This is a genomic window from Bradyrhizobium genosp. SA-3, assembly GCF_004212635.1.
Lineage (GTDB): Bacteria > Pseudomonadota > Alphaproteobacteria > Rhizobiales > Xanthobacteraceae > Bradyrhizobium.
In genome coordinates this window covers 1-20,331 of sequence record NZ_PSRT01000023.1, presented here as the reverse complement: position 1 = coordinate 20,331, position 20,331 = coordinate 1, and the positions used below count along the sequence as shown (strand labels likewise).

The following is a 20,331-nucleotide window of genomic DNA, read 5'->3' as shown; positions in this document are numbered from 1 at the left end:
GGGCTTCGTGCTGGAAGAAGAGATTTGGAGAGCCACTTGGCAAACGAAGTAGACTTAGCGAGCGCTGTCGCAACCGAACTTGTAAAGCAGATTCCTATCAAGGAAGCTTACCACGACGGGCTTTCCCCCGCGATGCAGGAAACCGGATCCGCGCTAGCCGACTTTGTGAAGACTCTCCGACTCGCTCTCGCGCCTTTGCAATTCACAGCGGCGCTTCAGGACCGCTATGTCGCTTTTCTTGATCGGTCAGTCAGGAACGTACCACAAGAACAGCGAATTCTACCTGCGCCGCAGATTGCTGGGCCGATACTAGAAGCGATCAAGTATGAGCCCGAAGATACGCTGATAACCGAAATGTACAATGAGTTGCTTTCCAAAGCATTCGATCGACAGATGGCCGACCGCGCGCATCCCGCGTTTGCGCCTTTGATCAAGCAGTTATCAAAAGATGAAGCGGTGATACTTAGGACGATCCACGATAAGCTTTTAAACAACGATCACTACAAATTTCAGTTCACTGACGACTACGATGGAGCCACTAACCGATTCTTCAATCGAAAGATTGAAGTGGATGAGTTACCGCGGCATGAGCTTCGGTCTCCAGACAATGTTCACATATATATCGAGCATCTAGACAAGTTGGGGCTAGCGTCGGTTCTCCAGTTCAAAAATGCAGAGCCGTTGTTCGCTGGAGGGGCCGCCCAGACTGGGTCCAGAACGTTCGCCCGATATCAACTCACAGCGTTTGGCCTGGAGTTTATGAAAGCCGTCCGGCCAACACCGACATCATCCCAAACGCATCCGCTATAGTTTGCAGCTAGAATCACGGGCGAGGAAGAGATGACTGACAAGATTGAAATGCGATCAGAAGACCTGAATGGACCGCAGAACGCTTTGGTGATTTTGCACCTGTGGACGGCGCTTAGACAGGCGGTCGTAGAGATGCACGCGCTGAACGGCTCACAGGCTGTCTTTGACTTTCAGCAAAAGCTTATTCTTGGTGTCAAGAACGGTGAAGTCACCGGCCTCCCCTTTGAACAGGAGAAGGCAGTCGTTGATACAGTCGTCAGGCTTTTTGAAGGACTTGTTTCCTTCGACGGATAGACTGAACTTGGACGCAATTAGAGTGAATTCGCTCATTTTTTAACTCCCCTCACCTTAACACCCTCCGCGCTGTTGCGTCCTTCACTGCCGCAACAACGCGGGTGTGCAATTCAGTCTTAAGCTGGGCAATCTGCGTCTGCAGCCCCGCGCCCCCCCTCACGCCGCCACCCGCTCCGCCTGCCATGCAGACCAATCAATCGGTGCCGGCTCAATCCTCTTGCCGGGTTGATCCTCATGCCATACGTGCACGACGCGCTGGGCAACGCCCTCGCGTGTGATGGTCGTAAGTACCGCATGGCCGCCAACAACGTGGCGTCCATCGAAGCGTTTGCGACGCTGAATCTCCATGCAGTGCAGCAGATACGATTCAGGATCGACCTTCTCCACGTCGGCAATAAGGTCAAAGCCTGCCTCTTGAAACTCCTCACGCGAGGGCGGCGGCATCGCTATGATTGGCAATTCTGTCAAACTGGTCGCAACGTGCTTTTCCTCAAACTCAGCGCTCTGTCTGACCAACAATGCCTTTGGGGTGCCGGCCGTCTCCAACTCAATAGAGTATATCGCTGGTCGCTCTTCTTTTTCATGCCAACCGGCCAGCACAACACAAGATACCGCGTCTCCATCGCGATACTCGCGCGCGTAGCGCTTGAAATGATGAGTAATCTGCCATTCTGCGGTTTCGATCAAATTATCGAATGACTTGTAAGCGAGCCGTGTGGACATCCATTCGCCGAACTGTGCCGGTCCAGTCGCAGCGACCACGGCATTCAACCCGTACAGGCGATGAGCCTTATTGAGATTCACATCGTCCGGAATGCCTTCAAAATAAGAAAGGCCGTCCGTCAGCAAGAATGCTGCGTTACTTCGAACGAAACCGTTTATCGCGCTCATATCCGAACCTCCAATCTAGGGCCGCACCGCGGCCAGCGCCACCGCGCCCTTACTTACTGCGACGGTGTCCGCGATCGCCCTCGCCGTGTGCTTTATGATGGATTCTGTGGCGCGGTCGTAAGCATCTGCAGCGCCGTCACTGGCACGAGACGGAAGCTTCGCCGCATTTGGATCTGCGTTGTTAGCTGCAGCCGGGCGCGCTGCTGGAGTGGGAACGCCGCCAGGAAATTCTACCTTCGACTGCTGCTCGGCCGCAGCCTGCAGCATGTCACGGGCGAGTTGCGCCTTGGCCCGGATAAGTTCGAGGCCAGCGACAATTTCTGGATCGCCGCTGCCGGATTTCTGCAGACGATCGATCGAGTCAGTCAGTTGATCAACGCTCTGGGTTGCGCCCGTTGCGTTCTTTAAGAAAATAGCGGCGGCGTCAGCATAGGCATTAAATTTTTCTTGCCCACTACCGGACTGGATGTTTTGAGATTCAAGCGCGGCTTTTACTAGCTCCCCCGCCTTGCCAATCAGATCATCCAGCCAGCCACCGATATCCGCCGCAGTCGACTTGAACTGCGCTGCAAGTTGCGCTGATGACTGTTTCCACGCCCGATCAAAAGCAGCGGCCTTAGCAACGGTAGCGCCATCGATGATTACACCAGCCGCCTCGGCACCCTGCGCAATATCCTCGAATGACTTGCTGCCATTGCGAAGTGCCTCAACCCAGCTCTCGGAAAGTCCGAGCATCTGCGCGGCCTTCGTCTTCTCTGGCATTGAACCGAACTTATTAAGAAGATCGCCAGCAATCACCAGAAGCTGGTTCAGGCTGATAACCTGGCCGTTACGGTCCTTGTACTTGATGTTGTTTGCATCAAGCAGCCTCGTCAAAGAGTTTTCGTTCTCCTTGGCATCTGCCAGTAGTGAGGCCACCTTGCGCAGATCGTTGACGGACTCTTGTGACGAAACACCGCCCTGACCCGCCGCGAATTGAATCTGCTGGAATCGCTCAGCAGTCAGTCCGGTATATTCTGCATTCTTCTGCAGGTCGGCGAGCTCGCTATTCACCTTGGTAAGCGCCGCAAGTAGTCCGCCAACAAGTCCAGTTACGCCGGCCGCAGCCGCGCCAAGCGACGCGAAGCCGCCAGCAGTTGGGTTGAGATTCGCAAACGACTGTTCAATCCGCGAGACAGCGCTGTCCGCGATGTCTCCGGCTTGATTCATGTCGCTTTGGAATTGGTCCAGCTTCGCACCGAGCTGAACTACGAGATCGTTCGACAATTTATTTCCTTAATAATGCCAGGTTGCATTTTGAATTTCCAGCCAGTCGGTGAAGTTTAATGACCGGCATGGTTGCGCGCACTGCGCGATGTTGTTAGACCTCGCCCCTCAACATTTGAAGGAGCGCCGTTTGGCCAAGAAGACAAAGAAAACCGTTCGCCGCGAGTGGACACCAGCTGACTTGCGGACGCTCAAAAAGCATTCGAAAGACCGGACGCCGGTCGCGAAGATTTCAAAGGAGATGAAGCGCACCGTTGGAGCGCTCCGTCAGAAGGCGCTCGTGTTAGGGGTCGATTTAGGTCATCAGCGGTGATAGAGGGCCGCGCTCGCTTGAATGGCGCGTGAGGCAATCGACGAGTACCGCCAAACCATCGAGTCGCTGCGCCGGCTCTACCATTAACGCATCCGCCGTGCACGGATTGACCAAGTGGACGTCGGTGCCGTGCCGGTAAACGCAGACCGCGCGTTGAGATAAAATGAAGTGGTCGAGTTTATGAGGGCCTGAACAGGCGGAATGACAAAATTCTCACTATGGTCGGCACTCGACACGATGCGCTGGGTAAACGCAATTGAAGTACCGTAAGGGGTCAGACTTGCGGTCGTCGTGGAGATCGCCCCGTTGTAGTCTGTGCTCGTGGTGCCGCCGCTCGCGTTAAATTGTACGGTAGCACTAACATCCCAGTCTCCTGCCGTCAGAGAGATGGAGCCGAGAGCGGCGACAACACCATTCGAAAGCGAGCCAGATGTTCCGCTCGCTGAGATAACCTCGCCGACCTCGCCAGTTGATGCTGCTGTGTTGCCAGCAATCCCCGGAAGGTGACCCGCACCAGTCCAATCAACTATTTGTTTCCAGGTGGTCCAAACACCAGTGAAATCGCGAGCACGAACGTAGCTGATTGTATTGTTAGAAAGCGTGGCCCATTGAGTGACGGTTAGCCCTGAGCCGGTCTCAACACGCAAGAAGTAAAACGCAGCCGATGGCGCATTCGTAGAGGATGCGTCAACAGTGTAGTAAGTTCCCGGCGACGTGACCGCGTTGAAATCTTGACTTGCCGCGAGAGCAACAGCCTGCTTGATGCCCAGATTTGCCCTCGCTGTCGCAGCGACACCCGTATATTCCGACAACGCATTAGCGCTCGAAACGTCACCCGCGCCAGGTTGGCCGACAATGTTGAGATTCCAATCGGCAAGTGTGCCGCTGCCGTTGGTCTTGTCGACAGTAATGGTTAGCGCCGTTCCGCTATAGGTGGCGAGACCTTCCATCCAGTTGGACGTATTCGCCGCCGAGCTGGCCCGCACGCGCGCGCCGTTCTGGTAGGCGAGCCCTGACTGCGTGGTGAACGCCTTCGAGCCCGTTCCGATCGTGAGCGACGTGGTCGACGTGCCGCCATAGCCGGCGCCGGTCGCTCCGGTGGCGCCAGTGTCGCCCTTGCCAGCGAGCAATTGCCAATAGGTGGCATTCGGAGGTGTGTGGTTGGTGTGGTCGAGCACGCAAGCGTAGCTTGAACCGCTGAGCGACACGACATCACCGACTGAATAGGCGGTCGCGCCGCTCCACGCGCCTCTCAGTTGAAACGCCTTGAAGATGCCGAGATAGGTCCAGACGCCACCCGACTTGACCCACGTTTTGCCGGTGGTCGGTTGGAAAGCATATTGACCATCGTTGCCGAGGGACGGGTCCGGCACCGTCTCGGTCGTATCAACAAAAAAGAAAAACCCATCCGTATTCAGCGCCGCAACCAGCGTCGAAACGTCCGCCATTGCCTGCGCGCCGGCAAAACGCTGCGGCGAGACCTGCCAAATCTTGTATGAGACCGCGGTCTGAGCACCGCCGCCCCACGGCGGAATAGTCAGCGTGCCGGTGTCGACGACGTCCGAAATGACCGACTGATAATTGCCGATTTGGAAAATGTCGCCAGGGCGGGCATTGACACCCGACCAGATCGTGCCGGTGCCGGTGACGGTCGTGCCGCCCGCCGAAACGGTAGCGGTGCCGGTGGAGTATGAATTAAGTGCTGTCACTCAAAGATCTCCTAGCGACGTTTCTAAATATCCGAAGTATAGCTTTCGCTTGCCGTCGTCTTCTGCGCACTCACGGAGGATGGCCTTAAGTCGCGTCACTGCTTCGCGGACGGAAAGAGCTGGTTCTTGACCAGCAATGCGCACATCTGTGACTAATTCAGTCATTCGATTTCGTCTGGCCAACGCTTCAGAACCTTAATCCGGATTCCGTCAGCACCGACCTGGGTGTGCTGAGCGAAGCCTCCGACAAGCCCGCCGACTGTCACGCTACCGAACGTTCCTGCATCAGGTCGGCTAAACTTTGCTGCGCGCTGCTTCGCTAGCAACTGCAGTCCATCCTCTGGGAAACGCATATCGGCCGAGCCAGCTACGCTGGGCCGGATGTACCGCTCGACCGCTCCTCCTTTGAACAGATTGTGGTCAAGATGACATTCGACGACGTGGATCAACGCGCCGGCATTCTCGGACCAGCCTGCCAAGACGACATCGCATCGCCCGGTCAAATGGTGGCCGACTGCCTTGCCCCGAGCGGAGCACGTCTTGACCAGATCCGCCATCGCGTCTGCAAGCGATCGAAGACCGGGGAACTGAGTTTCGGTCAACTGTGCCGCCAACAGGGTTGGTATGACCGACAGGCCGGTAACGCCAAAGACTGCGTTATGCTCGGGGATCGTGTGAACCTTGGTCCCGATACCACGCAATTTGCCAGACAGGTGAAAGGCACCGTCGCTAAAAATGTGGACCGCGTCCGAAGATTTGAAGACGTTGATCGCCGTCATTCTTCGTCTTCCTCTTCCTCAGACTCTTCATCAACGTGCACGATCTCCGCTTCGTCGATGAAGGTGCCAGCGGCAAGCCCTGTTACGGCCACCGCGATTGCAGTAAAGATTGGCATTGTGTGTCACTCCGTTAGATTGATAGTCCCGCCGACTTCATCAGCGCGGCCCTGAGCGCCAGCACGATCTCGACCGGCTCAGTGTCACCGCCGATCAACGACCGTGGTTGTGGATCGAGCGGGCTGGCGCGAAATTTTGAGCGTCCGAGGGCAGCAGCCAGCGCTCTCTTGATATCGCGTAGCTTATGTTCGTCACGCTCTTCGATGCCTTGCCGAAACAGTGCGACCGCCTCGGGGGTGATATAGACGCTGCGGCGCCGCTTGTTGCACTTCAGCCGAGTCGGCATCAGCGCGGATCCCCGAATTCCTCCAGAGCCCATGGCTGCCCTAGCATTGGATGACGCGGAATCTGCATGAACTCAGCGCCGAACCGCTGCCACGCCTTGTGCGCTTCGTCCCGGTCGGGACGGCCGTAAGCGTCGGTCGCAACGCCTGCGTCGGCAAGCTCTCCGAAGAAGTCGAAGCCGGATTCGAATGCGGATTCCCATTCCTCCAGCCCAGCAGCCTGCTTGCGTCGATCCTTCCGCTTGCGAACCGGCATCAGCGACGCGATCCATAGTCGGCGGTGCGCGGTGGCCGGCTATCAGGTGCCGCGGCGTCAAGCGCCAACTCTCGGAGCAAGCGCGCGAACGCCAACCGGGAGTCCCGCTCGATGGCGACGGCCGGATGCGCCTTCAGGACACCATACCGATCCGGTACGGTGATGCCGTCTATTGCGATCTGCTCTCGGGCCTGCTCGCTGCGGTCCCAGGCCTCAGCGGCCTTCACCAAGAGACGAAAATGAAAGCTTTCAAGGTCGAAATCGGCCAGAATCTGTTTGATCCAGCGCCGAGATGGCGCGGATAGATGCGTCGGAATGGCGTGTTTCAAATCTAAATATCCGTTGAATAATGGGCTCGCGTGGCAGGCCGCAACTAGTTGAACCGGGGCAGCGCGCGCGATTGTTTAGGTGTGGCGGCCGGTGTTCTATGGCGCAGTCTGGAAGGCCGTTCCACACCCCTCCCCAGACCCGTTAGCCCGCGCTGATCGTCAGCACGCCGTTGTTGGCCCACAGCTGACCAGCGACATTGGGATTCACGGTCGGCAACCCAGTTACAAGCAGCTTGCCTGCGGCATTCACGGTGAACGTGACGTTTCCAATCTGGATACTGCCACCAGCGACGACAGTCATCTTGTCGCCACCGACTTCCTTATAAACCTTAGTTGCGTAGCTCATTGTACCTCACCACACCCGCAGAACATCAACAACGCGCCCATCACCGTCACGGACGCATTCGAAGCGATCACCGGCGCGCATTTCAAACGGGCCTTGCCACTCGGGACGACGCCGCGTCACTGCTAGGTTGTTCGCATGAATTTGCACCGTGCTGCAGTCATCCAATTCGGCGATGCCGCGATGCCTGTAGCGATCCCACGAGTGCACCAGGCCGTTGATTGTCATTTCAGAATACCTCGCTTCCGCTGCGCCGCCTCGATGCGGCGACGGGCGGCTTGACTGTTGGCATTGGCGCGCAAGGCGGCTGTCGTTGTTGGATAGGCCGGAAATGCGGTCAGGGTGATCTCGAACAGATCAACATCTGTAATCGTTCTCAACGGCAATCGGTCGTCGCCATCGGCCCACTCCTCAGCACGGATCACAAAACCGAAGCTGCAGCCGCGGATATCCTGCCGGCCAACCGTTCCAAGCGCCGTCTGGCCTTCTGGCGTGGACGGATCGACAGTCAGAGAGAAGTACAGGCCAGCACTATTCTCTCGGAGGGAAAGGCTGCCTGCTGTGGTCCGCCCGAGTACGCGCCCGGTATCGTGATTTAGGAGCATCACGATGTCCGGCTGCTCCTTCAGAGTGCGAGTGAACGCGCCACGGGCGATCCTTTCCCGCCAATAGCCACCGATAACTGTTTCGACCCCGAACACCACAGCGAATCCCGAAATGACGTTATCAGCCACGCGCCTTATTCTCCGCGGCGGCCAACCGTGCCTCGCGCTTGCCGAGCTTCGATTTCGCCCGCAGTTCGCGCGCAATCTCAATAGGATCGGTATTGGCGTAAACCTCTGCCTTGCCCGGCAGCTTGATGCGGCGCGACTGCTTGCTCGATAGCGCGCGTTTTGTGGTTGCCCGTTCAAACATTGTGCGCCTCCTTCGCTTCACGCAGAAAGTGGCTCACGCGGCCGTCGCGCCGATCGCCCATGAAGTGGGGTGCAATCGGACGCAAATAGTTTTTGTTAACGTCTTCAACGTCCAGCTGGTCCAACAGCTCGTCAACGTCCTGGCGCGCGGCTTCCAGAGCACGCGCGGCTTCGCATAATGCGCTAAGACGGCGCCGGTATTCCTGAAGCACGGTGTCGCAAACGATTTTGCTCGCAGCATTCCGCGATTCGTCGAGACGTCGCCGCAATATCTCCGTTGCGCTCTCATTGTTCGCCATCTCAGCCGAGACTTCGCGCAGTTTCTTCGAAAGGCTAGCGACGCTTTCTTCCGCGTTGTCGCCAAGCAATTCGGCGACGGCGAGCGAAATCGGTTTCTTACCGGATGCTTCCGCCTCCTTAGCTACCTTGACCTCCCGCCGAAGCAAGGCGCGTTCTGCGTTCAGTTCGTTATAGCGGGTTTGCAGTTCAGTATGTTTCGCTACTAGGCCAGCATGTTCCGGGCTGGCTTCGATAAGCGAGGGCACGCGGTATTCGTCGACGGATTTCTTTTTCAAAGGTGCCAAGGTTATTCTCCAAAAAGCTCGTCGAGCGCGTCAGCAAGTGCGACGACGTTGATAGTGATTGACTTGTGATGACCGTTAGATTGCCAGTGAGCGCAATTCACTCCCGGCTGACTGAAGCGCTTAACGGCGCCGTTTGGCCCGTGAATCGCGACGGCTCGCCAATTGCACGAAACCTCAATCTTGGATGCACGCGCATCCACAACGCTGGACCGGGCATCTTCGATCAAGATCGCGATGGCGATTGGCGCGTTTGGAATCGATGATGGCGCATCAGCTGAGCTCATGCCACCAGGCGTCATCGCGTGGAAAGCGCGAACCGCGTCAGGTGCCTCATGCAAGGTGACGTCGGATGCCAACGCAACGACGAGATCGAGCACGTTGTCCTCGTCCAGTTCCGGCGCGACGCCAGGTGCGCCGATCGGTAGGATGCTGGATTCTTGCATGCGCCTCGCAATGCCGGCGCTTCGACTTCGCGGGAAATCAAGATGGCGCTCGATGCTGTCGAGCGCGTTGTTCAAGCTGGCCACGCGGCCATTCTCCATTGTTAAGAATTGCGATTGATCGGCCAAATAAAAAGCCGACTGCGCGGCTTCACGGCGCTACGGCCGGAAAAGATGGCGACGCCGGGTGGTGGCCGGCTCGCCAAGATGCACGTCACGTCGGGATGAGCACATCCCTACATGTCAATACGGTCCCACCTGCGGGCGGGGACGCGTGTCTACGAAAAAAGCAGGTCGCTAGTTCAGAAACTTCACAGCGAGACGGCGCTCATCACGCCACACAACCGAGCAGCCAGTGTCCAAGCCGGCACCTGGAACCCGCAGGCCGAACAATGCGGGCACGAAAGGCGCGTTATCGACTTGGACTATCGCAGAGGAATCCGTGAGGTGGCGGACCTTGCACCGCACAGGACTGCCGTCGACCAAGATCTGTGCAGCATAGACATTGCGTCTCCGCTCCTTCGCCACGTCTCGCCGTCTCCCCGCTGTAGCGCGGGGGATATTGATCGGCGATTCCAGTCTCAAATGAGGCTAGACCATGGCTTCATTGCTAGGCGGCGATCTTCTCCAGCGTGACCAGTGCTGCGTCCTGCAGTGCCACGCTCTTGCGCTCGCCTGCCTTGCCGCTGCCCCAGCCACGTTTTGCGGCGATCTCGCGAGCGGTCATGCCGTCTAAGCTGGCTTCCAACACCTCGCGATGCTCTCCGAGCGCAGCCGCGATACGTGGCGCGTCAATGCCGGCCACGATGGCATTCTCAGCTGCGTCTGGCGCACCTACGAAGCTGCCCTTCGCTGCGGTCGGATTGCTGTGCACGCGATAGGCCAAGAACTCGGCACCGTGCGCAATGGCAGTCGGGCACCGTTCTGCTGGCGCAAGGCCGGCATTGCTCCTCGCCTCAGCGAATGTGGCGCGCGAACCTAGACCCGTGCGGTCTATCTCCATCCGTCGATTGTCATTGCATGCACACAGACTCTGCGCCCAATGGGCTGAGCGCATGCGTCGATAATCCTCACCCTCGGAGCCACGCTCACGATAGGTCGATGCCACCGGAAACCCGCCGCTACCGCTAATCGAAAGGTGCCGCTGATTGTCGGCAAGCCGCTCCTCATCGGTCTTGCGGCGACCGCCCTTCACTTGCCGGAATAACTCCGCAGCGTGGTGCCAGCGGTTATCGGAGCCCCGCCATTTCACTATGCGCCCGTCCTCAACCTTCAAGTTGCGCCGGGCTGCGGCATCAAGCTCCCTATGCGTGATCGGGCCGTAGCCGCCGCGGATCCTGATGGCGTCATTCACGACAATGCGCATTTGCTCCGCTGGGCTCGGCCGGATCTCCACTATCCTGTCAACTTGTGTGCTGCCGACCTCGTTATCGTTGGCTGCGAACCATGCCGAAGTTGTCGGCGGCGCGGCGTAGTCTTGGAGCATGCGGAGATCTGAACGCCTGCCTGCACGGGCGAGGCGTGATTCGAGCGGGGTATGATTCATAGATTGTCTCAGGTGACGTGACGTACTGGCCATTTGCTGGCTCTTGGCGTGGCCGGTTTCCGGCTGCACACTTTTGGAAATCGGCCTTAGGGCTAAAGAGATCAGGCGCTTAGCTGCGGAAACTGGTCTGAAGGAAATTAGCGCCTTTCTTGGGTGGAATTCCAACCGGCCTACCAACCGGGTTGGGATTCCATCCCAACGGTGGGGGTATAAGGGGGTTGGAACACACACCCCGTTGGTAGCCGTTGGTAGGGCGTTGGTAGACCGTTGGAAGGCCTAGGTTGGCGCCATCCGCTTCTGGCGGATTTCATCCTCGACCACCACCAATCGCTCACGCGACCTGGACGGTGGACCTTCCTTGACGACCGCGATCTTGTTTTCAGCAAACAATCTCGCCATCGCCTCCTCCAGCGCCTTCTTACTCGTACCCTCGCGTTCCGGCAGGGCCGCCATAACGGTTGGCGCATACGCGGTGCTTCTGGAAGACGACACTCGCCTGCCGCTTCCGTTGATGGACGAAAGTAATTTGAGGAACACTTCGTCTGCATGGTTGGCTAACAAGGCCGCGTGCGCTGTCGGCTTGCCATCGTCAAGAACAAAAGCCCCCTCATGCCAACGCAGTTTGGTTTCGGCGCCCTTCCTGCCGTAATTCGCTTTCATGTTCTTCAGCAGACGTAGATCCTCATCGGTCTTGTCTGCGGTGAAATACAGCCTCGATCGCACCGAGTTATTCCATGCCGTCGACCCTGACAGGCCCGTGCCGGACTGCATGCCTTGCACCGATGGATGCGAGAGCAGAAGGACAGCCAGGTCGAAGTCCATTGCAAAGCGGCGCAACATCGACACGAAGAATCGAACCTGCTTGCGGTTGATCTCATCGCCGCCAAACACATCAGCTGCCGTGTCGAGGATCAGAAGCTTCGGCAAGAAGTCCGCCAACAGGTCCGTAATCCGTTGGGCCAGAGCTGTAAGCTCAAGTTCACGGCTTCGGCGTTTTTCGGACACTAGCTCGGCGTCCTTGCCAGCCATCGGGATAACGCGCATGCCCCCTTTCAGGTCAGCAAACGTGCGCCCTACAGCGGTTAGGATGTCGTGGCCGCGCCGCTTTAGTTCACCCTCGTCATCTTCCGCCGCAAAGTAGACGACGCGGCCCTCTGCCGGCCTGAACCCCAGCGTTTCGATACCAAGTACTCCGGCCAATCCGACCTGATACGCCAACAGGCTTTTGCCGGTGCCACCGTCACCGGATAGCAACGTCACCTGCCCGTTTGGGATTAGGCCTTCAAGATACCATCGCCGATCCGGGATTGGCTGCCCTTCCCAGTCCGAAGGATCAATGATTTTGATATTGTCGGCTTGCTGATTGTCATTGGCCGCGACCGGCTGGGACGCCTCAACAATGTCGCGCGCAGCTATAGCCTGCCGCATCCAACCCATGATCTTCGGATCGATTTCCTCTAGCGCTGGCGCGCTAGCGACCATCCCGATGGGCGGCAACTTCGCCGGATCGGTCCATCTGAATGGGGTCGCGGCGAGAGACTTGCCGCTCCGACCGGTGGCCTCAGGAGTTGGTGCTGACATCGGCGGCCTGAAGCTCCACAAGGGATTTAAGAGCGAGTTCAGCGAGCGCCTTATTGAACGAAGGAGAAAAGGTGGCGACACGCTGTTGAAAAGCATTCGGCGCAATGACGCGCGCGGGCTCGTCGCCGCGCTGGCGAAGGCCCAGGTTGTAGAGGCGCAGATGGTCGTTAAGCTGCAGGTCGAAGCGCGCGAGGGTCGTCGAGCCCGGTGGGCTTGGTCGGATGTCAACTATTCGCAATGTGAGATCCCCGGTCAGGGTTGCCCCATCGGGGGCGGTGCACCTGGCTAAAGGCCAGTCGTGCTTAGGCGGCTTGGGTGCAGCTCTGCTTGTTTTCGTTGGCGACGGTGCAAGTTCGCGCCCAACGATCCAATTCATCGGTGCTGTAAACGACTGCCTTGCCGAAACGCATAAACGCAGGACCGTTGGTCCCGTAGCAGCGAGCTTTATCCAGAAAGGACTTCGAGACGCCGAGATACTCGGCCGCCTCCCGAACCCTGATGTTCGCCACCGTTTGCCTCCGTGTGTTGGCGTTGCATGTACCAACACTAGTGTGGTCGACGGGACTGGTTGCTAAACAGACTGCGGAAAAATTTTATGCCGCCTCGCCAGGGGGCTCGCGCTAAAGCGGATATGGCTGGCTACATAATGGCTACAAACTTTATAGCCAGCTTTTCAGACTCCCGCTAAGTCCTTGATTTTGTTGGTCGGAGCGAGAGGATTTGAACCTCCGACCCCTAGTCTCCCAGACTAGTGCGCTAACCGGGCTGCGCCACGCTCCGAATGTCGTTCCATTAGCTAGGATCGCCGCTTTGCGCAAGGCGAGGCCGCAGCATTTTGGTGTATCAGCCCAAAGCCCCCGGAACTGCCCGCAAAGCCCGCGGAAAGCGGCCCCTAGCCGTCCTTCAGCGCCTGATCCAGCATCTCACGGCAGGCGACGAGGTCGGCGAGCGCCCGCCCGAGCCGCTCCCGGTCCAGCGCGCTGGGGCCGGCGGGTGCGGCAGCGGCGCCGCCCTTGCGGAAGGTGGTGAGGATGTCCTCGTCGTCGATCTCGGCGAAGCGGAAGTCGATGCCTTCCTCTTCGTTGCCCTGGTAGTCGTCATCGTCGGTGTCGGTGACGCCCTTGATCGGCGCCTCGTCCTCGGGCTCCATCAGGCTCGCGCCGATGGCATCCTCGATGGCCCCGAACGAGACCGCGGCCGCGCTATCGGCGAGGCCCTGCACCGATTTGACGCCGTGCTCCTTCAGGATCCGCTGCACTCCGCGGATGGTGTAGCCCTCGCCGTAGAGCAGGCGGCGGATGCCCTTGAGCAGGTCGACGTCGTCGGGGCGGTAATAGCGGCGGCCGCCGCTGCGCTTCATCGGCTTGATCTGGGAGAAACGGGTCTCCCAGAACCGCAGCACGTGCTGCGGAATGTCGAGCTCCTGCGCTACTTCGCTGATGGTTCGGAACGCATCCGGCGCCTTGTCCAAATGCCAATCCTTTCCGATAGGCGGTTACGCCTCGGGTTGAACCTTGCTGCCATCGCCGTTGGTGCGATGCTGGGCGTTGATCCGCTGCTTCAGGATCGCCGACGGCTTGAACACCATCACCCGGCGCGGCGAGATCGGCACCTCGGTGCCAGTCTTCGGGTTACGGCCGATACGCTGACCCTTTTTGCGCACCATGAACGAGCCGAACGAGGACAATTTCACCGTTTCGCCCTTCTCGAGGCAGTCGGTGATCTCCTTCAGCACGAGTTCCACGAAGGCGGACGACTCCGTGCGCGACAGTCCCACCTTCTGGTAGACGGCTTCGCACAGATCAACACGCGTTACGGTTTTGCTGGTCTCGGTCATCGCCCTGCCCCACATCACGGCGAACAATTGTTGTCTGAAATTAGGAGGTTACGATACGGCGGTCAACAGCGCTCATCAATGCAGAGGCATCGATAATCGCGCTGATTCCGGCAAAATTTTATCGACTGTTGCTACCAGCGCACGAGGGCAGAGCCCCAGGTGAAGCCGCCGCCCATGGCTTCCAGCAGGACCAGGTCGCCCTTCTTGATGCGGCCGTCCTTGCGCGCCACCGCGAGCGCCAGGGGAATCGAGGCCGCCGAGGTGTTGCCGTGCCGGTCCACCGTCAGCACCACCTTCTCAGGGGCGATATGGAGCTTGTGGGCGGAGGCGTCGATGATTCGCTTGTTGGCCTGGTGCGGCACGAACCAGTCGATGCTGTCGGCGTTGAGCCCGGTCGCCTGGAACGCGTCGACGATCACGTCGGTGATCATGCCGACCGCGTGCTTGAAAACCTCGCGGCCCTCCATGCGCAGATGGCCGACGGTCTGGGTCGAGGACGGTCCGCCGTCGACGAACAGTTTTGCCTTGTGGCGGCCATCGGAGCGTAAGTGCGTGGTCACAATGCCGCGGTCGGTCGCGGCATTGCCCGGCTGCTCCTGCGCCTCCAGCACCACCGCGCCGGCGCCGTCGCCAAACAGCACGCAGGTGCCGCGGTCGTTCCAGTCGAGGATACGCGAGAAAGTCTCCGCGCCGATCACCAGCGCGCGCTTATAGGCGCCGGTGCGCAGGAAATTGTCGGCGGTGGCGAGCGCGAACACGAAGCCCGAGCACACCGCCTGGAGGTCGAACGCCGCGCCATGGTTGATGCCGAGCCCGTGCTGCACGGCGACCGCAGTTGCCGGGAACGTATTGTCCGGCGTCGAGGTCGCCAGCACGATCAGCTCGATCGATTGCGCGTCTACGCCGGCATCGGTGAGCGCAGCCTGCGCTGCCCTCAGCGCCAGGTGCGAGGTGAACTCGCCCTCGGCCGCGATGTGCCGTTCACGGATGCCGGTGCGCTGTACGATCCACTCGTCGGAGGTGTCGATGCGCGCCGCCAATTGGGCGTTGGTCACCACCTGCTCCGGCAGATAAGAGCCGCAGCCGAGCACGACCGAACGGATTTTCGTCACGAAACAGCCTCCTGCGCGGCCTGCACGGAACTAAGTGCACCGCCCTCGCGGTTGAGCATCTGATTGATCTTGTTCAGGAGATCGTAGTGAGCCATCTCATAGCCAACATCGATCGCATAGGCAAAGCCTTCGGCGTTGGTTCCGCCGTGGCTCTTGACCACCACCCCGTTCAGCCCCAGCAGCACGCCGCCATTGGACTTGTTGGGGTCCATCTTGTCACGCAGGGCCTGGAAGGCGCTGCGCGCGAAGAGGTAGCCGAGCTTGGACAGCCAGCTCCGCTGCATCTCGTTGCGGAGTAATTCCGCCATCTGGCGCGCGGTTCCCTCGGCGGCCTTCAGCGCGATGTTGCCGCTAAAACCTTCGGTCACGATGACGTCGGCCAGCCCCTTGCCGATGCCGTCGCCCTCGACGAAGCCGATATAGTCGAGCTCGGGCAGGTTCCTCGCACGCAGGATCTCGCTGGCCTCGCGGATCTCCTCGTGGCCCTTGATCTCCTCGGCGCCGATGTTGAGCAGTCCGACCGTGGGCCGCGTCTTGTTGAACAGCACGCTCGCCTTGGCCGCGCCCATGACCGCCATCGAGACCAGATGATGCGCATCGCCGCCGAGGGTGGCGCCGAGATCGAGCACGACGGACTCGCCGCGCCTGGTCGGCCATATCGCGGAGATGGCCGGACGGTCGATGCCCGGCAGCGTGCGCAGGTGGAAACGGGCCATCGCCATCAGCGCGCCGGTATTGCCGGCGGAGATCGCGACATCCGCCTCACCCTTCTTCACGGCATCGATCGCGAGCCACATCGAGGAGGTCTTGCGGCCGCGCCGCAGCGCCTGGCTCGGCTTGTCCGAGCCGCTGACGGCAACGTCGGTATGAATGATCTTCGAGGCGGCCTTGAGCGCGGCGTGCTTTTCGAGCTCGGGGTCGATTTTGGCGCGGTCGCCGACCAGCAGGAATTCGCTATCACGGTGCCTGCCCAGCGAGATGGCAGCACCGGGAATGACCACGGCGGGACCGACATCGCCTCCCATGGCGTCCAGCGCGATGCGAACCTTGCTTGGCATGAAAGTCCTGGAAACCTGGTCTCGTGCGGTCTTGAGCTAGCGGGGCCGCAAAATGGGTTCGCCACGGACATGGCGACTGGCCAAGCGCCACGCCGCACCCGAACCGGGGCGCGACAATAGCGTTTTGTTACCCCGAAACAACCTCTTGCCCCCAGCCTTTTGCATTCAGGACGATCCGCGAGCGGACGGATGAATCTCCAAGAAATGCATTGAAATCAAACGGATATAACCGTTCTTCAAACCATCGCGGCAAACGGCTCGTGTCCCGCCCCAAGCGGTCCCGCCGGAAATCCCGAGCTACTTGCCTTTTTTCCTGTCCTGAAGTGCCTTCAGTGCCGCGAATGGATGGTCCTCCGGATCGAGGGCGGTGGCCTCCGCCTCGAACACGGCCCCCTCCTTGCGCGGATAGGGATCGATCGCCAGGAACAATGCGTCAGTGGCGAGACGGCCGAGGTCGATGATGCCATTGACGATCGCCTCCGGGGGATCGGCGACATCGGGCGGCTCCTTATCGTCCTGCCCCTCCTCGATCAGGTCGGCCAGCCGGCGCGCCTCGGCCTCGGGGGCGAACAGCAGGTCCACCTCTTCCTCGATCTCGCTCTCGATCGGATCGAGCGTGACGACGCAGGTCTGGCCGATCCGGCCGCGGACCAGCCCGGTGACCTGGACCCGCCCGCCGCTTTTCGGCACGACATCGAAGCTGGCATGGGCGGACAGGATCTCCCGCACGCCCGCGATCTCGGCCATGGCCTGCCGCTCGGCCGCCGATGCTTCGAGTTCGCGATGCAGGCCGGTGTCGGGGACCTGCGCCACGATGACGGGCGCCCGCCAGGGATCGGGCTGAGATCCGCTCGTCGGTCGGTTCATGGCATGACATCCTCTGGGATTGCCGGGGGAAATTTGAAGGACGCGCGCAAGAGCGCGGCCTCGTCGGTCCGGCCGAGATCGGCTTCCGTGGCCCGGGCATAGGCCGCGAGCCTCTGCGCCTGATCCATGCCGGTCCCGTTCAAGATATTCTTGCAGATCGCCGATGCCAGCGCCTCGCCGGCGCCCTCCATGGCCTGGTCATAAGCCTGGACGCGGCCATAGAAGGCCTCGCCAAACGCCCGCATCCGCTTCGGCACGGTCTGGTCGCCCACCCCCATCTCGCGCAGATTGTCGTCCATGTCCTCGCAGAAGCGGTCGAACAGCGCCTGCGACAGGTCGGTGGCGCCCTGGACCGTGCGCAGGCGGCGCAGCAGCAGCCAGAGATGCAGCAGCAACAGGTCGAAACGACCGTTAACCGTATCCGGTACGCCCAAGTCACGGTAAAATATGGGTTCTCGCGCCTGCGTCACGATCATGCCATAGATGGCTTCAATGGTGCCCGGCGGGGTTAGCCGGGGTTTCCTGAAGTGATTGAACGGCCAAAGCATTGTGGTTTCCGCAAGCGGGCGCGCGCGTGTTGCATTCAGAGCCTCCGCCCGGTACTTCAGCGCCTCGCGCGACGCAAGGGGACGGAATCAGTTCCGCTATGACGATGACGAACCAGACCGGCCTGCGTGCGGACAAGCGCGGCCTTCATGCACGCTGGCGCGGCCTGCGCATGCTCGCGGCCGCGACCCTGGTCGGCGCCGCCCTCGCCGGGTGCACCGGTGAGCAGTTCCAGAAGGGCTACATCCTGCCGCCCGGCGCGCTGGAGCAGATTCCGATCGGCGCGAGCCAGGACCAGGTGCTGATCGTGATGGGCACGCCCTCCACGGTCGCGACCCTCGACGGTGAAGTGTTCTACTACATCTCGCAGCGCTCCGAGCGCATGGTCGCCTTCATGAACCAGAAGGTGGTCGACCAGCGCGTGATCGCGATCTATTTCGACAAGAACCGGCGCGTGCGCCGGCTGGCGAATTACGGCCTCCAGGACGGCAAGATCTTCGACTTCATCAGCCGCACCACGGCGACGTCGGGCCAGGAGATGAGCTACCTCGCGCCGCTGTTCAAACTGCTCAGCTTTAACTGAGCCTGCGGCGTCGTGCCGCCCTCCGCGCGGCACTTGCCCTCGCGTGCGGCTTGCCGTCGCGCGCCGGGTTCCCTACGCTCCCGGCAAAACAAGAAGCAGGGAGTGGATTCGTGTCCAAGAAACTTCAGAACATTTCGTTGTCCCGCCGTCGCGTGCTCACCGGCGTTGCCGGTCTTTCGGCCGCAGCCATCCTGCCGCGATCGAGCCTGGCCGACTGGAAGCCGACTGAGAACGTTCGCCTCGTCGTGCCGGCGGCCGCCGGCGGCTCCACCGATGTCATGGGCCGGCTCCTCGCCGCGCATCTGCAAACCGCCTGGGGCCAGTCGGCGGTCGTGGAAAACCGCTCCGGCGGCGGCGGCACGATCGGAACGGCCGAGGTGGTCCGTGCCAAGCCTGATGGTCACACCATCCTGGTCGGCAACCCCGGGCCGAACGCGATCGCCTACAGCATTTTCAAGAACCTCACCTACAAGCCGGACCAGCTTCAGCCGGTCTCCAACATGATCCGGATCCCGAACATCGTCTCGGCACATCCGAAGACCGGCATCAAATCGATCGCCGAGCTGATCGCGTACCTGAAGGCCAATCCTGACAAGCTCAGCTACGCCTCCTCAGGCGTCGGCCAGAGCCCTCACCTCACCGGCGCCTGGTTTCTCCAGCTCACCGGGCTGAAGATGACCCACATCCCGTTCCGCGGCGCCGGCCCCGCGCTCCAGGCCGCGCTCGCCGGCGACATCCAGATCCTGTTCGACAATCTCTATCCGAGCCTGCCGCAGGTGCAGAACGGCACGCTCAACGGACTCTGCGTCACCACGACCGAACGCAGCGAGCTCGCGCCGAACCTGCCGACCATGCGCGAGAGCGCGCCGGAGCTGGCGAACTTCGACGTGTCCTCCTGGTTCTCCGTGTTCCTGCCGAAGGGGGTCTCACCCGAGGTGCTCAACGCGCTCAATCTTCAGGTCAAGGCGATGCTGGAGCGCGACGACATCAAGAAGAACATCGCCGCCATGGGCGCCCGCGCCGACTACGGCACGCCGGAGCAGTTCGCCGCCTTCGTGGACGCCGAGACGAAGAAATTCGCCGGCATCATCCAGAAGGAAGGGCTGCAGATGGACGTGCAGTAGGTCGCTGGCCCGCCGCATGGCCCGACCGGACCTGCCGACCGCCAGCGGCGCGACGCGCGTACACAGTCAGGGCCAGAATGTCTCTTGACTTAGAGCGCGCTCAAACTCGTAGTTTGCGTGCGTCGTGATGAGAGACAGGTGGGCATGAAGATCGGCGAACTCGCAAGGCGTTCCGGACTGACGGCCCATACGATCCGCTACTACGAGCGGATCGGGTTGTTGCCTTACGCCGACCGGGATCGATCCAGCCGACGTGACTACGACGCTTCGATCCTTGCCTGGATCGAGTTTCTCGGCCGCCTGAAGACGACCGGCATGCCAATCCGGGACATGCTGCTTTACGCGGAACTCCGGGATCGAGGCAGCGGCACCGAGGCCGAGCGGCGCGCGCTGCTGGAGCGGCACCGTGAAAGCGTGCGTGCCCACGTCGACGAACTGAATGCCTGTCTTCTCGTCCTCGACACCAAGATCGGCGGTTATGCCGAAACGGAACAGAGGATGAAGGATTATGATGCAACACTTCCCGAACGTCGGCGAAAGCCGGTTGGAGCGCGGTCGCCGCGCACTCGCTGAGATCGACGGAGAGGCCGGCCATAAGGTCGTGGCGGCGCTTGGTGACATCGCCCCAGACTTCGCCACTTATGTACTCGAATTTCCATTCGGCGACATCTACTCACGGCCCGGGCTCGACGTCCGTTCGCGCGAAATCGCAACGATCGCAGCGCTCGCGGCCATGGGGAACGCCACA

30 protein-coding genes and 1 tRNA gene are annotated in these 20,331 nt (G+C 60.3%); 7 read left to right on the top strand and 24 right to left on the bottom strand.

The features are described from left to right. Positions 1 to 36 precede the first annotated feature (36 nt). Complete coding sequence (locus CWO91_RS10255; RefSeq protein ID WP_165405340.1) at positions 37 to 810, top strand: Abi-alpha family protein; 774 nt, start codon at positions 37 to 39, stop codon at positions 808 to 810. Between the two features lie 30 nt (positions 811 to 840). After that, entirely contained in the window at positions 841 to 1,104 is a 264-nt protein-coding gene (locus CWO91_RS10250) for a hypothetical protein (RefSeq protein WP_130213357.1), read from the top strand. 156 nt (positions 1,105 to 1,260) lie between these two features. Here the strand turns inward: CWO91_RS10250 and CWO91_RS10245 are convergent, their stop codons facing one another. Both CWO91_RS10245 and CWO91_RS10240 read right to left on the bottom strand, forming a co-directional pair. Beyond that, complete coding sequence (locus CWO91_RS10245) at positions 1,261 to 1,995, bottom strand: hypothetical protein (protein WP_130213356.1); 735 nt, start codon at positions 1,993 to 1,995, stop codon at positions 1,261 to 1,263. Positions 1,996 to 2,010: 15 nt separating this feature from the next. Continuing rightward, the gene (locus tag CWO91_RS10240; RefSeq protein WP_130213355.1) at positions 2,011 to 3,261 is read right to left on the bottom strand and encodes a hypothetical protein; all 1,251 of its coding nucleotides are present in this window, start codon (positions 3,259 to 3,261) and stop codon (positions 2,011 to 2,013) included. A 130-nt stretch (positions 3,262 to 3,391) separates the two neighbouring features. Here CWO91_RS10240 and CWO91_RS10235 point away from each other — a divergent pair, with 130 nt between their 5' ends. Beyond that, complete coding sequence (locus CWO91_RS10235) at positions 3,392 to 3,574, top strand: hypothetical protein (RefSeq protein WP_433995551.1); 183 nt, start codon at positions 3,392 to 3,394, stop codon at positions 3,572 to 3,574. Positions 3,575 to 3,657: 83 nt separating this feature from the next. Here CWO91_RS10235 and CWO91_RS44150 read toward each other — a convergent pair whose 3' ends face one another. The 22 genes from CWO91_RS44150 to CWO91_RS10130 form a co-directional block, all read right to left on the bottom strand. Further along, positions 3,658 to 5,283, bottom strand: coding sequence for a carbohydrate-binding protein (locus tag CWO91_RS44150; protein WP_245471193.1), 1,626 nt, complete (start codon positions 5,281 to 5,283; stop codon positions 3,658 to 3,660). A gap of 161 nt (positions 5,284 to 5,444) precedes the next feature. Then, complete coding sequence (locus CWO91_RS10225) at positions 5,445 to 6,062, bottom strand: hypothetical protein (protein ID WP_130213353.1); 618 nt, start codon at positions 6,060 to 6,062, stop codon at positions 5,445 to 5,447. Between the two features lie 130 nt (positions 6,063 to 6,192). After that, complete coding sequence (locus tag CWO91_RS10220) at positions 6,193 to 6,465, bottom strand: hypothetical protein (protein WP_130213352.1); 273 nt, start codon at positions 6,463 to 6,465, stop codon at positions 6,193 to 6,195. Next, complete coding sequence (locus tag CWO91_RS10215; protein WP_130213351.1) at positions 6,465 to 6,719, bottom strand: hypothetical protein; 255 nt, start codon at positions 6,717 to 6,719, stop codon at positions 6,465 to 6,467. The genes CWO91_RS10220 and CWO91_RS10215 overlap by 1 nt, the downstream gene beginning before the upstream one ends. After that, positions 6,719 to 7,048, bottom strand: a complete 330-nt coding sequence (locus tag CWO91_RS10210) for a P27 family phage terminase small subunit (protein WP_130213350.1) — start codon at positions 7,046 to 7,048, stop codon at positions 6,719 to 6,721. The genes CWO91_RS10215 and CWO91_RS10210 overlap by 1 nt, the downstream gene beginning before the upstream one ends. 142 nt (positions 7,049 to 7,190) lie before the next feature. Beyond that, positions 7,191 to 7,394, bottom strand: coding sequence for a hypothetical protein (locus CWO91_RS10205; RefSeq protein WP_130213349.1), 204 nt, complete (start codon positions 7,392 to 7,394; stop codon positions 7,191 to 7,193). A 6-nt stretch (positions 7,395 to 7,400) separates the two neighbouring features. Beyond that, positions 7,401 to 7,619: a hypothetical protein gene (locus tag CWO91_RS10200; RefSeq protein WP_130213348.1), complete on the bottom strand. Its 219-nt coding sequence runs from the start codon at positions 7,617 to 7,619 to the stop codon at positions 7,401 to 7,403. Further along, positions 7,616 to 8,125: an HK97 family phage prohead protease gene (locus CWO91_RS10195; protein WP_245471192.1), complete on the bottom strand. Its 510-nt coding sequence runs from the start codon at positions 8,123 to 8,125 to the stop codon at positions 7,616 to 7,618. The genes CWO91_RS10200 and CWO91_RS10195 overlap by 4 nt, the downstream gene beginning before the upstream one ends. After that, on the bottom strand, positions 8,118 to 8,306 hold the full coding sequence (locus CWO91_RS10190; RefSeq protein WP_130213347.1) for a hypothetical protein: 189 nt from the start codon (positions 8,304 to 8,306) through the stop codon (positions 8,118 to 8,120). Before CWO91_RS10190 ends, CWO91_RS10195 begins: the two co-directional genes overlap by 8 nt. Next, positions 8,299 to 8,889: a hypothetical protein gene (locus CWO91_RS10185; protein ID WP_130213346.1), complete on the bottom strand. Its 591-nt coding sequence runs from the start codon at positions 8,887 to 8,889 to the stop codon at positions 8,299 to 8,301. The genes CWO91_RS10190 and CWO91_RS10185 overlap by 8 nt, the downstream gene beginning before the upstream one ends. Before the next feature lie 2 nt (positions 8,890 to 8,891). Continuing rightward, positions 8,892 to 9,416, bottom strand: a complete 525-nt coding sequence (locus CWO91_RS10180) for a hypothetical protein (RefSeq protein WP_130213345.1) — start codon at positions 9,414 to 9,416, stop codon at positions 8,892 to 8,894. A 523-nt stretch (positions 9,417 to 9,939) separates the two neighbouring features. Next, positions 9,940 to 10,815 (bottom strand): hypothetical protein, encoded by an 876-nt coding sequence (locus tag CWO91_RS10175; RefSeq protein ID WP_245471191.1) that lies wholly within the window; start codon positions 10,813 to 10,815, stop codon positions 9,940 to 9,942. 336 nt (positions 10,816 to 11,151) lie between these two features. Further along, a complete protein-coding gene (locus CWO91_RS10170; RefSeq protein WP_165405338.1) occupies positions 11,152 to 12,456 on the bottom strand; it encodes an AAA family ATPase in 1,305 nt (434 codons plus the stop codon). Continuing rightward, complete coding sequence (locus CWO91_RS42830) at positions 12,437 to 12,694, bottom strand: hypothetical protein (protein WP_165405337.1); 258 nt, start codon at positions 12,692 to 12,694, stop codon at positions 12,437 to 12,439. The genes CWO91_RS10170 and CWO91_RS42830 overlap by 20 nt, the downstream gene beginning before the upstream one ends. 64 nt (positions 12,695 to 12,758) lie before the next feature. Beyond that, positions 12,759 to 12,965, bottom strand: coding sequence for a helix-turn-helix transcriptional regulator (locus CWO91_RS10165; protein WP_130213342.1), 207 nt, complete (start codon positions 12,963 to 12,965; stop codon positions 12,759 to 12,761). 193 nt (positions 12,966 to 13,158) lie between these two features. After that, positions 13,159 to 13,236 (bottom strand) — tRNA-Pro (locus CWO91_RS10160). A 112-nt stretch (positions 13,237 to 13,348) separates the two neighbouring features. Further along, positions 13,349 to 13,927, bottom strand: a complete 579-nt coding sequence (locus CWO91_RS10155) for a MerR family transcriptional regulator (protein WP_130213341.1) — start codon at positions 13,925 to 13,927, stop codon at positions 13,349 to 13,351. A gap of 24 nt (positions 13,928 to 13,951) precedes the next feature. After that, a complete protein-coding gene (locus tag CWO91_RS10150) occupies positions 13,952 to 14,293 on the bottom strand; it encodes an integration host factor subunit alpha (protein WP_176945860.1) in 342 nt (113 codons plus the stop codon). Positions 14,294 to 14,424: 131 nt separating this feature from the next. Continuing rightward, entirely contained in the window at positions 14,425 to 15,405 is a 981-nt protein-coding gene (locus CWO91_RS10145) for a beta-ketoacyl-ACP synthase III (RefSeq protein WP_128933372.1), read from the bottom strand. Next, the gene (gene plsX, locus CWO91_RS10140) at positions 15,402 to 16,463 is read right to left on the bottom strand and encodes a phosphate acyltransferase PlsX (RefSeq protein ID WP_130213340.1); all 1,062 of its coding nucleotides are present in this window, start codon (positions 16,461 to 16,463) and stop codon (positions 15,402 to 15,404) included. The genes CWO91_RS10145 and plsX overlap by 4 nt, the downstream gene beginning before the upstream one ends. A gap of 297 nt (positions 16,464 to 16,760) precedes the next feature. Then, positions 16,761 to 17,330 (bottom strand): YceD family protein, encoded by a 570-nt coding sequence (locus CWO91_RS10135; protein WP_130213339.1) that lies wholly within the window; start codon positions 17,328 to 17,330, stop codon positions 16,761 to 16,763. Beyond that, complete coding sequence (locus tag CWO91_RS10130; protein WP_130213338.1) at positions 17,327 to 17,878, bottom strand: ubiquinol-cytochrome C chaperone family protein; 552 nt, start codon at positions 17,876 to 17,878, stop codon at positions 17,327 to 17,329. Before CWO91_RS10130 ends, CWO91_RS10135 begins: the two co-directional genes overlap by 4 nt. Before the next feature lie 98 nt (positions 17,879 to 17,976). Between CWO91_RS10130 and CWO91_RS10125 the strand changes: the two genes are divergently transcribed. From CWO91_RS10125 to CWO91_RS10110, 4 genes are all read left to right on the top strand, one after another. Then, positions 17,977 to 18,459: an outer membrane protein assembly factor BamE gene (locus CWO91_RS10125; RefSeq protein ID WP_165405336.1), complete on the top strand. Its 483-nt coding sequence runs from the start codon at positions 17,977 to 17,979 to the stop codon at positions 18,457 to 18,459. 110 nt (positions 18,460 to 18,569) lie between these two features. Next, on the top strand, positions 18,570 to 19,583 hold the full coding sequence (locus CWO91_RS10120) for a Bug family tripartite tricarboxylate transporter substrate binding protein (protein ID WP_165405335.1): 1,014 nt from the start codon (positions 18,570 to 18,572) through the stop codon (positions 19,581 to 19,583). Positions 19,584 to 19,727: 144 nt separating this feature from the next. Further along, complete coding sequence (locus tag CWO91_RS10115) at positions 19,728 to 20,156, top strand: MerR family transcriptional regulator (protein ID WP_130213402.1); 429 nt, start codon at positions 19,728 to 19,730, stop codon at positions 20,154 to 20,156. Beyond that, positions 20,095 to 20,331 (top strand): carboxymuconolactone decarboxylase family protein (locus CWO91_RS10110; protein WP_208753009.1); only part of this gene is annotated, 237 nt, incomplete at its 3' end. The genes CWO91_RS10115 and CWO91_RS10110, both read left to right, overlap by 62 nt.